At 60.5% G+C, this 12,280-nt stretch carries 12 protein-coding genes; 1 reads left to right on the top strand and 11 read right to left on the bottom strand.

Translation table 11 applies throughout. The annotated features are described in order from the left end of the window. Positions 1-72 precede the first annotated feature (72 nt). Positions 73-918 carry a transporter substrate-binding domain-containing protein gene (locus tag AWB79_RS03070; RefSeq protein ID WP_061165853.1) on the top strand — a complete coding sequence of 282 codons (846 nt, stop codon included), beginning with the start codon at positions 73-75 and terminating at the stop codon, positions 916-918. 2 nt (positions 919-920) lie between these two features. Here the strand turns inward: AWB79_RS03070 and AWB79_RS03065 are convergent, their stop codons facing one another. From AWB79_RS03065 to AWB79_RS03015, 11 genes are all read right to left on the bottom strand, one after another. After that, on the bottom strand, positions 921-1,868 hold the full coding sequence (locus AWB79_RS03065) for an alpha/beta hydrolase (protein ID WP_061165852.1): 948 nt from the start codon (positions 1,866-1,868) through the stop codon (positions 921-923). Positions 1,869-2,491: 623 nt separating this feature from the next. After that, positions 2,492-4,222, bottom strand: a complete 1,731-nt coding sequence (locus tag AWB79_RS03060; RefSeq protein ID WP_061165851.1) for an AMP-binding protein — start codon at positions 4,220-4,222, stop codon at positions 2,492-2,494. Between the two features lie 278 nt (positions 4,223-4,500). Next, a complete protein-coding gene (locus tag AWB79_RS03055) occupies positions 4,501-4,926 on the bottom strand; it encodes a F0F1 ATP synthase subunit epsilon (protein ID WP_061165850.1) in 426 nt (141 codons plus the stop codon). A 75-nt stretch (positions 4,927-5,001) separates the two neighbouring features. Beyond that, positions 5,002-6,396 (bottom strand): F0F1 ATP synthase subunit beta, encoded by a 1,395-nt coding sequence (gene atpD / locus AWB79_RS03050; protein ID WP_061165849.1) that lies wholly within the window; start codon positions 6,394-6,396, stop codon positions 5,002-5,004. Between the two features lie 38 nt (positions 6,397-6,434). Then, the gene (gene atpG, locus AWB79_RS03045) at positions 6,435-7,319 is read right to left on the bottom strand and encodes a F0F1 ATP synthase subunit gamma (protein ID WP_061165848.1); all 885 of its coding nucleotides are present in this window, start codon (positions 7,317-7,319) and stop codon (positions 6,435-6,437) included. A gap of 62 nt (positions 7,320-7,381) precedes the next feature. Then, positions 7,382-8,923 carry a F0F1 ATP synthase subunit alpha gene (gene atpA, locus AWB79_RS03040; protein WP_061165847.1) on the bottom strand — a complete coding sequence of 514 codons (1,542 nt, stop codon included), beginning with the start codon at positions 8,921-8,923 and terminating at the stop codon, positions 7,382-7,384. A gap of 57 nt (positions 8,924-8,980) precedes the next feature. Beyond that, positions 8,981-9,523, bottom strand: coding sequence for a F0F1 ATP synthase subunit delta (locus tag AWB79_RS03035; protein WP_061165846.1), 543 nt, complete (start codon positions 9,521-9,523; stop codon positions 8,981-8,983). A gap of 2 nt (positions 9,524-9,525) precedes the next feature. Continuing rightward, complete coding sequence (locus AWB79_RS03030; RefSeq protein ID WP_061165845.1) at positions 9,526-9,996, bottom strand: F0F1 ATP synthase subunit B; 471 nt, start codon at positions 9,994-9,996, stop codon at positions 9,526-9,528. Positions 9,997-10,132: 136 nt separating this feature from the next. Beyond that, on the bottom strand, positions 10,133-10,402 hold the full coding sequence (atpE, locus tag AWB79_RS03025) for a F0F1 ATP synthase subunit C (protein ID WP_007180033.1): 270 nt from the start codon (positions 10,400-10,402) through the stop codon (positions 10,133-10,135). Between the two features lie 94 nt (positions 10,403-10,496). Then, positions 10,497-11,348, bottom strand: coding sequence for a F0F1 ATP synthase subunit A (gene atpB, locus AWB79_RS03020; RefSeq protein ID WP_061165844.1), 852 nt, complete (start codon positions 11,346-11,348; stop codon positions 10,497-10,499). A gap of 177 nt (positions 11,349-11,525) precedes the next feature. Continuing rightward, on the bottom strand, positions 11,526-12,083 hold the full coding sequence (locus AWB79_RS03015; RefSeq protein WP_061165843.1) for an ATP synthase subunit I: 558 nt from the start codon (positions 12,081-12,083) through the stop codon (positions 11,526-11,528). Between the last annotated feature and the right edge of the window lie 197 nt (positions 12,084-12,280).

Below are 12,280 nucleotides of genomic sequence, written 5' to 3'. Positions count from 1 at the left end.
TTGGCCGAATGTTCGGGGGCGCCGTCGGCTCGCTATCATTCACGGGCGCACACAAAACAACCAGGAAAATCGATGAACCGCACGTCTGTCCGTCTCGCCTCGACCGCTTCCGCCATCGCGATCTCACTCGCCGTTGCCGGAGTCGCGCAGTCTCAAACGATCCAGGCCGGCACTGTCTCGGGCGCGCAGCCCGCCGCACCGGCGCCGGTTGTCACGCCCACGCGGCTCGACGATGTGCTCGCGCGCCACACGCTGCGAGTCTGCACCACGGGCGACTACAAGCCGTACTCGTTCCTGAAGCCGGACGGGCAGTTCGAGGGCATCGACATCGATCTCGCGAACAGCCTCGCGAAGTCGCTCGGCGCTCAGGCGGAGTTCGTGAAGACGTCGTGGTCGAACCTGATGAACGACTTCATCGCGAAGTGCGATATCGCCGTGGGTGGCGTCTCGACCACGCTGGAGCGGCAAAAGCGCGCGTTCTTCACGGCGCCCTACATGGAAGATGGCAAGACGCCCATCGTTCGCTGCGAGGATGTGGAGAAATATCAGACCGTGGCGCAGATCGATCAGCCGGGCGTGCGCACCATCGTCAATCCGGGTGGCACGAACGAACGCTTCGCGAAGCAGTTCTTTCCGCATTCGCAGCTGATCGAGTATCCGGACAACGTGACCATCTTCAAGCAAATTCTCGAAGGCAAGGCCGACGTGATGGTCACGGATGCATCCGAGACCTTACTGCAGCAGAAGCTCAACCCCGGCCTGTGCTCGGTGCATCCGGACAAGCCATTCCAGTTCGGCGAGAAGGCGTATCTGCTGCCGCGCGGCGACGTGCCGTTCCAGCAGTATGTCGATCAGTGGCTGCATCTCGCCCGTTCGTCGGGCGAGTTCCAGGCCGTGTACGACAAGTGGCTAAAATAACGCTAGCGCGCGGCGCGCACCAGTTCGCGGGTGCGCTCGCCGATCCTGCGCAGCCAGCCGTGCGCCGCTTCGGATTGTGAATGCATGCGCGCGAAGCCGTGCGTCATGTCGTGCGCGTCGATCATTTCGACGCGGCCGCCGTTCGCTTCCAGAAAGCGCTTGAGTTCAATGGCGTCGTCGTAGAGCGGATCGTAGGCTGCCGCCACGACGAGCGCGGGCGCCGGCGTGCGCTCGAACGGCTCTGAGAGCGGGAATGCGCGGACGTCGTGGTCGTGCGGCGTCTCGCCGGAAAGGAACTGGGTCCAGTACCACTTCATCTCGTCGTTGGTCAGGCCGGGACCGTTCGCGTTGGCAATGCAGCTCGGACTCTCGAACTGGCGGCGCATGACCGGATAGAGCAGCACCTGCAAGCCGACGAGACCCGCCACGCGCTCGTTTGCGGCGCGCGCCGCCACCACCGCCAGGTGAGCGCCCGCGCTGTCGCCGCCGACGGCCAGCCGATCCGCCGCGAAGCCGAGCCGGGTGCGGTGCTCCGCGAGCCAGATCAGCGCGTCGAGCGCGTCGTCGCATGGCGCGGGAAACGGGTGCTCGGGAGCGAGCCGGTAATCGACGCTCACCACTGCGCAGTGCGAATCGTGGGCAAGGCGCTCGACGAGGCCGTCGTGTGTGTCGAGGTCGCCGACTACCCATCCGCCGCCATGGAAATAGACGAGCAACGGCAGTGCGCCATGTCCCGCGCTCGGCTTATAGAGGCGCGCAGCCAGCGTGCGGCCAGGTAGCGGAATCTCCATCTCTTCGCTCATGACTGCGTCGCCGCGGTCGCGTGCGTAGGTTTTGGCGACGTCGCTGAACCGGGCGCGTACCGCGGCGGCGGCGGCGTGAGGCGCCAGAAGTGGAAAAGCCTCCGCAATCGCGCGATAGTAGCGAAGCAAGGCGGCGTCGATGGTCATACATGTCTCCAAAGCGTTCTAAGGTGATGACAAGGATCGGTATGAGACGACATTTGCATATCGATTTCATGCGTCTGCCCGTTCGATTTTTCCGGAAGATTAGAATAATCGCACTAGTCCGAAAATCGGCATTTAACCTTCGCTGCGGGCCGAACGGGTAAATCAGCCTCATAACAGACAATATATTCGCGAAAATCTGACCAACCGCGCGAGAATATTTCCTCTAAGCCTTACGCGGCGAGGGTTACAACCTGAAACACTTTGTTACGGCGACCCGGATTCAATTCGCCCACAATCTGTTCAAACGGTTTCAACACGGATGTATTCGGGTGCGTCGTGCGAATGCCGCGTGTCCGGTGGTCGACTCTGATCGAAGCTCTCAAAATTTGGGGCATCCTTGTTGGGATCGTTCTTCGAATGCAAGACATTCGAAACATCCCACGTTTGGTCTCCTCGCGCTAACCCCGTAGCGTGTGGTTTTTAGCGGGCTCCAGGCCCGCTTTTTTTTCGTCTCGACAAACGTTTGCGCTCCATGCAAGTTTCAGGGTGCGAACATTTCATCGCATGACAAAAAAGGGAGCGCCGAAGCGCTCCCTTTGCTTTTTGCGAGTCCCTCGCCGGAATCAGGCAGTTTTCGCTTCGGCGAGTTTCAGTTCGTCAATCATGCGGGCCCGCATGACGAACTTCTGGGCCTTGCCAGTCACTGTCATCGGCAGCTCGTCGACGAATCGGATGTATCGCGGAATCTTGTAATGCGCGATTTGCCCTTGGCAAAACTCGCGAATGTCCTCCTCGCTGGCGCCCTCGCCCGGGCGCAGCACGATCCAGGCGCAGACTTCCTCTCCGTATTTCTGATCCGGAACACCGAATATCTGCACCGACTGCACCTTCGGATGACGGAATAGAAACTCTTCGATCTCGCGCGGATAAATGTTTTCCCCGCCGCGAATCAGCATGTCCTTCAACCGCCCGACGATATTGCAATAGCCTTCCGCATCGATCGTCGCGAGATCGCCGGTGTGCATCCAGCCGTCGACGATTGCTTCGTTGGTCTTCGCCTCGTCGTCCCAATAGCCTTTCATCACGGAATAACCGCGCGTGCAGAGCTCGCCTGTCTCGCCTACTGGCACGATATTTCCAGACGGACCGACGATCTTAACTTCGAGATGCGGCTGAATGCGCCCGACGGTAGTCGTGCGCTTGTCGAGCGGGTCGGTGGTCGAACTCTGAAACGACACCGGGCTCGTCTCCGTCATGCCATATGCAATCGTGATCTCGGACAGGTGCATCTTCGAAACGACGCGCTTCATCGTTTCGATCGGGCACGGCGAGCCGGCCATGATGCCCGTGCGCAAGCGGCTCAGGTCGTACTTGGCGAAATCCGGGTGATCGAGTTCGGCGATGAACATGGTCGGCACGCCGTGAAGCGCCGTGCATTGTTCCTCGTGGACGGCGGCAAGCGTCGCGCCCGGGTCGAACGCCTCACCCGGAAAAACCATCGTGCAGCCGGTCGACACGCACGCGAGCACCGCCAGCACCATGCCGAAGCAGTGATAGAGCGGCACCGGAATGCATAGCGAATCCTGCTCGGTCAGCCGCATCGCCATGGCGATGTAACGCGCGTTGTTGACGATGTTCCGGTGCGTGAGCGTCGCGCCCTTCGGATTGCCGGTCGTGCCGCTCGTGAACTGGATATTGATCGGATCGTTCGCGTCGAATTTCGCTTCGAGTGCGTCGAGCTTGGCGCCATCGACCTGTTCGCGGCCGGTGCGCATGACATCGTCGAAATTCAGCATGCCCGGCGTCTTGCCCTCGCCCATGCGGATCACGGCGCGCAGTTCGGGCATTTTCGCAGCGTGGAGCAAGTTCGGCTCCGCAGTAGAGAGTTCGGGCGCGAGCGCCTGCAACATCTCCAGATACTTCGAGGTCTTGAAGTGCTCCGCCGCGACGATCGCCTTGCAGCCGACCTTGTTCAGCGCGTACTCGAGTTCGGCCAGGCGATACGCCGGATTGATGTTCACCAGCACGGCTCCCATGCGCGCCGTCGCGAATTGCGTGAGCAGCCATTCGACGCGGTTCGGCGACCAGATGCCGACGCGATCGCCCGCCCGGATTCCGAGCGCGAGCAGCCCGCTCGCCAGTACATCGACTTCGTTCGCAAACTGGCGCCAGGTCCAGCGAACGTTCTGCTCGCGAAACACGACCGCCGGGCGATCGGGAAATCGATCCGCCGTCTGGAGAAGAAAGCGCGAAACGGTCGCGTCGCTCAACGCGATGTCGCTTGCGCCGCGAACATAGGAAACGCCGTCGCGCGGTTCGATCTGCGCGCCGGCCTGCGTCGGTTCAGTTGCCATCGATGGTCTCCGCCAAGGTGATTCATCGCCCGATGAAGGCTAAATGGAGGCCATTGTGCATCGCGGAGACGCGCGCCGACATTGAGTGTTTCCCCGCAATGGTCTTTCGGTGCAGTCGCGGAAAACATCATTGAATCATCGAGTTAGATGACGACGACCAAAGCGTCACATAACCGATATGCAGATATGCATGCGCGATTTGCCGATTTGGGGCATAAAAAAAGCAGCCCGAAGGCTGCTTTCTTTGACCTGCTGAACGCCGCGCGGACGTCACACGCTCAATGCTTCGCGTGAGCCTTGCGCAGACGTTGAATCGCTGCGAGCTGAGCGGTAGCGTAGGCGAGCTCTGCTTGCGCGGTCGCGTATTCGAGTTCGGACTTGTTGTCCTGAATCGCTTCCTCGGCGCGCTTCTTCGCTTGCTCGGCCTTCGCTTCGTCGAGATCGGCGCCGCGAATGGCGGTATCGGCGAGCACGGTCACGATGCCCGGCTGGATTTCGAGAATCCCGCCTGCAACGAACACGAACTCTTCCGAACCGTCTTCCGCCTCGATGCGCACCGCGCCCGGACGAATGCGCGTGATGAGCGGCGTGTGGCCAGGCAGAATGCCCAGCTCACCAGCTTCGCCCGGCAGCGCGACGAACTTCGCCTGGCCCGAGAAGATCTGCTCTTCCGCGCTGACGACGTCTACCTTGATGGTTGCCATTTATGTCGACTCCTGAGGGCAGTGTATGGGTGGACGCCAGCTTTTGACTGACGCCCGCATCGATACACCCGACCTTTACTGGATCTTCTTGGCCTTTTCGAAGGCTTCGTCGATCGTGCCGACCATGTAGAACGCCTGCTCCGGCAGATGATCGCACTCACCTTCGACGATCATCTTGAAGCCGCGGATGGTTTCCTTCAGCGGCACGTACTTGCCCGGCGAACCCGTGAACACTTCAGCGACGTGGAACGGCTGCGACAGGAAACGCTGGATCTTACGAGCGCGCGACACCGACAGCTTGTCTTCCGGCGACAGTTCGTCCATGCCCAGAATCGCGATAATGTCGCGCAATTCCTTGTAGCGCTGCAGCGTCTGCTGCACGCCACGCGTGATCGAGTAGTGCTCTTCGCCGATCACGTGCGGGTCGATCTGACGCGAGGTCGAATCGAGCGGGTCCACTGCCGGATAGATACCCAGCGATGCAATGTCACGCGACAACACGACGGTTGCGTCAAGGTGGCCGAAGGTCGTAGCCGGCGACGGGTCGGTCAAGTCATCCGCAGGGACGTACACGGCCTGAACCGACGTGATCGAGCCGGTCTTCGTCGACGTAATGCGCTCTTGCAGCTTACCCATTTCTTCAGCCAGCGTCGGCTGATAACCCACTGCCGAAGGCATACGGCCGAGCAGTGCGGACACTTCCGTACCCGCCAGCGTGAAACGGTAGATGTTGTCCACGAAGAACAGCACGTCCAGACCTTCGTCACGGAAGTGCTCGGCCATCGTCAGACCGGTCAGCGCGACGCGCAGACGGTTGCCCGGCGGCTCGTTCATCTGGCCGTACACCAGCGCGACCTTGTCCAGAACGTTCGAGTCCTTCATTTCGTGATAGAAGTCGTTCCCTTCACGGGTACGCTCACCCACACCGGCGAACACGGAATAACCGCCGTGTTCCTTCGCGATGTTGTTGATGAGTTCCATCATGTTCACGGTCTTGCCCACGCCTGCACCGCCGAACAGACCAACCTTACCGCCCTTCGCGAACGGGCAGATCAGGTCGATAACCTTGATGCCCGTTTCGAGCAGTTCGGTCGACGGCGACAGCTCGTCGAACGCAGGCGCGTTCTGGTGAATCGAGCGCATCGTTTCCGATTCGATCGGACCGGCTTCGTCGATCGGACGGCCGAGCACGTCCATGATGCGGCCGAGCGTCGGCTTGCCGACCGGCACGCTGATCGGCTTGCCGGTGTTCTTGACCATCGTGCCGCGGCGCAGGCCGTCGGATGCACCCAGACAGATGGTGCGGACCACGCCGTCGCCCAGCTGCTGCTGGACTTCAAGCGTCAATTCCGTGCCTTCCAGAATGAGCGCGTCGTAAATCTTCGGCATTTGCGCACGCGGAAATTCCACGTCGATAACGGCGCCGATGCACTGTACGATCTTGCCTTCTACCAAAGCAGTAGTACTCATCGCATTTCCTTTAGATACTGTGTTCTTTCACGCGGCCATCAGACCGCTGCGGCGCCGCCGACGATTTCCGACAATTCTTTCGTAATCGCGGCCTGGCGGCTCTTGTTGTAGACGAGCTGCAGTTCGTTGATCACGGTCTTCGCGTTGTCGGACGCGGCCTTCATCGCGACCATGCGCGCGGATTGCTCCGACGCCATGTTTTCCGCGACCGCCTGATAGACGAGCGCCTCGACGTAGCGGACCAGAAGCTCGTCCACCACGGTTTGCGCGTCCGGCTCGTAGATGTAATCCCACGAGGTCTTCGGCGTCTCGCCGTCTTCGTCCTTCGCGTGCAGGTCTTCCGCCGACAACGGCAGCAGCTGCTCGATCACCGCTTCCTGCTTCATCGTGTTGATGAAGCGCGTGTACGCCAGGTACACCGCGTTGATCTTGCCTTCCGAATACAAGTCGAGCTGCACCTTGATCGCGCCGATCAGCTTTTCCAGATGCGGCGTGTCGCCCAGCTGCGTGACTTGCGACACGACGTTTGCCTTCAGGCGATTCAGGAACCCGAGTCCCTTGCTGCCGATCGCCGAAGCCTCGATCTTCACACCGCTCTGATCGAGTTCCTTGATCTTGCTCAGCGACGCACGCAGGATGTTCGTGTTCATGCCGCCGCACAGACCCTTGTCAGTCGTGACGAGGATCAGGCCAGCCGTCTTCGCGCCCTGGTTCTCCAGCATGAACGGATGGCGATACTCCGGATTCGCCTTGCTCATGTGGGACGCGATTGCGCGGACCTTGTCGGCATACGGACGGGCGGAACGCATGCGCTCCTGGGCGCGGCGCATCTTCGATGCGGCGACCATTTCCATCGCTTTCGTGATCTTGCGCGTGTTCTGCACGCTCTTGATCTTGCCGCGAATTTCCTTCATTCCAGCCATTGCTTACTCCTTGATCGAAGCCGCGCGGCGTTCAAGCGCCGCGCGTTGCCTCTGAGTCCCGATCAATAAGCGCCCGACTTCTTGAAGTCCTTCAGCGCGGCATGCAATGCGCCTTCGTCGTCCTTCGACAAGTCTTTATTGTCTTCGATGCGCTTCACCAGGTCGGCGTGCTTCGCCTTCAGGAATTCGCGCATGCCCTTTTCGAACGGCAGCACTTGCGAAACTTCCAGGTCGTCGAGGTAGCCGTTGTTCGCTGCGAAGAGCGACACCGACAGCTCCCACACCTGCAGCGGCTGATACTGCGGCTGCTTCAGCAGTTCCGTCACGCGGCGGCCGCGCTCGAGCTGCTTGCGGGTGGCTTCGTCGAGGTCGGATGCGAACTGCGCGAACGCAGCCAGCTCGCGATACTGCGCCAGGTCGGTACGGATACCGCCCGACAGCTTCTTCACGACCTTGGTCTGAGCAGCACCACCGACGCGCGACACGGACACACCGGCGTTGATTGCCGGACGGATACCCGCGTTGAACAGGTCGGTTTCCAGGAAGATCTGGCCGTCGGTAATCGAGATCACGTTCGTCGGAACGAACGCCGTCACGTCGCCGGCTTGCGTTTCGATGACCGGCAGTGCCGTCAGCGAGCCGCTCTTGCCTTTCACTTCGCCGTTGGTGAACTTCTCGACGTACTCTTCCGAGACGCGAGCCGCACGCTCGAGCAGACGCGAGTGCAGATAGAACACGTCACCCGGATACGCTTCGCGGCCCGGCGGGCGGCGCAGCAGCAGCGAGATCTGACGGTATGCCCACGCTTGCTTGGTCAAGTCGTCATAGACGATCAGCGCATCTTGACCGCGATCGCGGAAGTATTCGCCCATCGTGCAGCCGGCGTACGGCGCGAGGTATTGCATCGCGGCCGATTCCGAAGCCGAAGCCGCCACGACGATGGTGTAAGCCATCGCGCCGGTTTCTTCGAGCTTGCGCACCACGTTCATGATCGACGAAGCCTTCTGGCCGATCGCGACGTAGATACAGATGAGGTCCTTGCCCTTCTGGTTGATAATCGCGTCGACGGCCACCGCGGTCTTGCCGCACTGACGGTCGCCGATGATCAGCTCGCGCTGGCCACGGCCGATCGGCACCATCGAGTCGATCGACTTCAGGCCCGTTTGCACCGGCTGCGACACCGACTTACGCCAGATCACGCCCGGAGCGATCTTTTCGATTGCGTCCGTTGCCTTCGCGTTGATCGGGCCCTTGCCGTCGATCGGGTTGCCGAGCGCATCGACCACACGGCCAATGAGTTCCGGGCCGACCGGCACTTCGAGAATGCGCCCCGTCGTCTTGACGATGTCGCCTTCCGAGATGTGCTCGTACTCACCGAGAATAACGGCGCCGACCGAGTCACGTTCGAGGTTCAGCGCGAGGCCGAAGGTGTTGCCCGGAAACTCGAGCATTTCGCCCTGCATCACGTCCGACAGGCCGTGGATACGCACGATACCGTCGGTCACGGAGATCACGGTGCCCTGGTTGCGAACGTCCGCGCTCGCTTCAAGGCCCTGGATCCGGCTCTTGATCAGCTCGCTGATCTCAGAGGGATTGAGTTGCATTATTCGCTCCTGATAGTCAATTCTGTTGCGTGCCAGCTAAGGCGCTTCCTGGAAGCGTCAGGCGGTCAGAGCCGTCTGCATGCTGGCGAGGCGCGCGCGGACCGAGGTATCGAGCACTTCGTCGCCAACCGTCACGCGAACGCCGCCGATCAGCGACGGATCGACTGTGACGACGGGTTTCAGCTTGCGCTGGAACTTGCGTTCGAGGCTGGCGACCAGGTCGTTCAACTGTGCGCCTTCGAGGGGGAACGCGCTCACGATGAGCGCGTCGGCCGCACCTTCACGGGCGTTCTTCAGTTCGTCGAACTGGACGGCGATTTCCGGCAGCAAGGCCAGACGATGATTCTCGACCAGCATGCCGACGAAGTTCTTCGCCTGAGCATTGCCAGTAGCCAGCGGCGACTTCACTGCGGCGAGCAGGAGGTCGACGACTTGCTGACGGCTCACCTTCGGGCTCGAGGCGACCGATTCCACTTCGGGCAGACGCGCAACCTGAGCCAGCTCTCCGACGAAGGTTGACCAGCCCGCGAGATCGCCGCTTTCGGCCACGCGGAACAGCGCTTCTGCGTAAGGACGAGCGATGGTTGCAAGTTCGGCCATGATCAGAGCTCGGTTTTGAGTTGATTCAGCAGATCGGCGTGAGCCTTCTGATCGACTTCGCGCTTCAGAATTTGCTCGGCGCCCTTGACGGCCAGCGCCGCGACTTCGCCGCGCAGTGCTTCGCGGGCTTTCACGATTTGCTGGTCGGCGTCCGCCTTGGCTTGCGCGACGATGCGCGCGGCTTCGGCTTGAGCGTTGGCCTTGATTTCTTCTGCGACTGAGGCAGCGCGCTTTTCGGCGTCAGCGATACGTTGCTGGCCGTCGTTGCGTGCCTGGGCGAGTTCCTGGTCGACGCGCTTGTGCGCAGCTTCGAGTTCCGCTTTGCCCTTGTCGGCGGCGGCGAGGCCGTCGGCAATCTTCTTCGAGCGCTCGTCGAGGGCGTTGATCAACGGCGGCCACACGAACTTCATCGTGAACCACGCGAGGATCAGAAACACGACCATTTGCGCAAACAGGGTTGCGTTGAGATTCACGGTGTTTCCTTAAACGTTGCTTGATCGGAGGTGAAACGGTTAAAAGGCGCTCATCGGCTTGTTGAGCTCGATCAGCGCCTCACCCGTTCCGTTCAGCGTCCTGTCAAAAAGATCAGACGCATACTTCCGAGGAACCTCAGCCTGCGAGCTTCGAGAGCAGCGGGTTCGCGAACGCAAACAGCATTGCCACACCAACGCCGATCAGGAACGCCGCGTCGATCAGACCAGCCAGCAGGAACATCTTGGTCTGCAGCGGGTTCATCAGTTCCGGCTGGCGGGCGCATGCTTCAATGTACTTGCCGCCCATCAGACCGATACCGATACAGGCGCCGATTGCACCCAGGCCGATGATGATGCCGATACCGATGGCGGTCAGACCCTGGATGTTGGCGATGAAAGCTTGCATGATCACTCCTTTGATTAAAGACTTTGGAACTGGATTTATAAAAATTGAAACTTAAAACCTTGAACCTGAACGATTCCGGAACGTGGCAGCAGCGTTAGTGCGAGTCATGCGCCTGGCCGATGTACACCAGCGTCAGCATCATGAAAATGAACGCCTGCAACAGCACGATCAGAATGTGGAAGATCGCCCAAACCGTGCCCGCGACCACGTGGCCGATGAAACCGAGCACAGAAGCGTCCGCACCGAACGTCCACATGCTGCCCAGAAGGGCGATCAGGAGGAACAGCAGTTCGCCGGCGTACATGTTGCCGAAAAGCCGCATGCCGAGCGAAACCGTCTTGGCGACGAACTCGATGATGTTCAGCGCGAGGTTGGGGATCCACAGCAGCGGATGCGCGCCGAACGGAGCGGACAGCAGTTCGTGCACGAAGCCGCCGGCGCCCTTGATCTTGAAGTTGTAGTAAATCATCAACACGAACACGCCGAGCGCGATGCCGAGCGTGCCGTTCAGGTCAGCCGTCGGCACGATGCGATGGTGGGGCAGGACGTGTTCGAGACCGAGCCAGCCGATGATGCGCGGCGGCAGATCCACGGGGATGAAGTCGAGCGAGTTCATCAGGGCGACCCAGACGAACACGGTCAGCGCGAGCGGAGCGATGAAGCGGCGGCTGCCGTGGATCATCGACTTCGACTGGTCTTCGACCATTTCCACCAGCATCTCGACGGCACACTGGAAACGGCCCGGCACGCCGGACGTCGCCTTGCGCGCCGCAAGGCCCAGAATGACGATGGTCACGACGCCGCATACGATCGACCAGAACAGCGTGTCGAGATTCCAGACGTGAATGTCGAAGATCGACGTCTGTGCGTGCGTGGAAAGATTCTGCAAGTGGTGCGCAATGTACTCGGACGGATCCAGAGCGTGCGTTCCTTCGCTAGCTGCCATATCGTTAAAGCCACCCAAATTGTCAAAAATCTTTCGCCACCTGTCGTTTCCGAGCCGCCGCTTCGCGTCGCGGCTCCAGATCGAGAGGCCCGAGTGCGGAACGCGGTCCGCACTTATCTATACGTGATGCTACTTACAACTCGCGCTGCAGGCACTTACCTGGGACGTCAAGATTCGTCACCGCAGCGCCATTGCCACCCAGTAAGTCTTCAAAGCGACGATGTACGTGACGAGCAGCGGCAACCACAACGCGCTCTTGTACCAGTACGCGACCGCCACGAACATGGCGATCGTCGCTCCCATCTTGAGCGCCTCGCCGATCATCCAACTCATGATCGTCTCCGCGCCGCTCTTCGCCTTCAGCCGCGTGGCGAACAATGCAGCCGGCACCCAGCAGATTGCTCCACCCAGGAATGCGGACAGCGCAGCATCGCCCGGCGGCTTGTAGAACAGCCACCACAACAGCGTCGCACCCAGGGACAAAACCATTTGCGCTGCCACGACCTTGAACGGCGTGACACGCGATGGACGACTCACCTCGGGCCCAAACAGCTTCTGTGCCTGATCCCGCGTGAGCGGAACGATATTGTTATCTTGCGCCTCGGCATCCCACGAGTCGGCAGACGAGCTGCGCGGCTGATTTCCGGAGGGATTCGCGTCGCCGGTTCTGTGAGCGTTCGACTGCGTGTTCCGATCGCTCTCCGGCGCTCGATTTTGCTCTCGCACCGTCTTCAAACCTTCAACCAAAAGTCCCGGGGAAATCACCTTGCGCTTTCGCTGCGCTTTCGAGGTGGCCTAGCTGATAAATCCGGGCGATTGTAAGCGATTGTTGTCACGGATTCAATAGTTTAGGTGTGTCAAAAGCCAACCGGACGAACCTTAAAAAACGGTCTCAAAAGCGAGATTTTTCTTGCAATTGCAAGGAGATTTTC

The organism is Caballeronia hypogeia (genome assembly GCF_001544875.2).
Classification (GTDB): domain Bacteria; phylum Pseudomonadota; class Gammaproteobacteria; order Burkholderiales; family Burkholderiaceae; genus Caballeronia; species Caballeronia hypogeia.
Note: the sequence above shows the minus strand (reverse complement) of the source record. Positions and strands in the feature narration are given on the sequence as shown.

Excerpts from the sequence above, each read along its gene's own strand:
- AWB79_RS03070 (WP_061165853.1), top strand. The coding sequence starts at position 73 with ATGAACCGCACGTCTGTCCGTCTCGCCTCGACCGCTTCCGCCATCGCG.
- AWB79_RS03065 (WP_061165852.1), bottom strand. The coding sequence starts at position 1,868 with ATGACCATCGACGCCGCCTTGCTTCGCTACTATCGCGCGATTGCGGAG.
- AWB79_RS03060 (WP_061165851.1), bottom strand. The coding sequence starts at position 4,222 with ATGGCAACTGAACCGACGCAGGCCGGCGCGCAGATCGAACCGCGCGAC.
- AWB79_RS03055 (WP_061165850.1), bottom strand. The coding sequence starts at position 4,926 with ATGGCAACCATCAAGGTAGACGTCGTCAGCGCGGAAGAGCAGATCTTC.
- atpD (WP_061165849.1), bottom strand. The coding sequence starts at position 6,396 with ATGAGTACTACTGCTTTGGTAGAAGGCAAGATCGTACAGTGCATCGGC.
- atpG (WP_061165848.1), bottom strand. The coding sequence starts at position 7,319 with ATGGCTGGAATGAAGGAAATTCGCGGCAAGATCAAGAGCGTGCAGAAC.
- atpA (WP_061165847.1), bottom strand. The coding sequence starts at position 8,923 with ATGCAACTCAATCCCTCTGAGATCAGCGAGCTGATCAAGAGCCGGATC.
- AWB79_RS03035 (WP_061165846.1), bottom strand. The coding sequence starts at position 9,523 with ATGGCCGAACTTGCAACCATCGCTCGTCCTTACGCAGAAGCGCTGTTC.
- atpE (WP_007180033.1), bottom strand. The coding sequence starts at position 10,402 with ATGCAAGCTTTCATCGCCAACATCCAGGGTCTGACCGCCATCGGTATC.
- atpB (WP_061165844.1), bottom strand. The coding sequence starts at position 11,348 with ATGGCAGCTAGCGAAGGAACGCACGCTCTGGATCCGTCCGAGTACATT.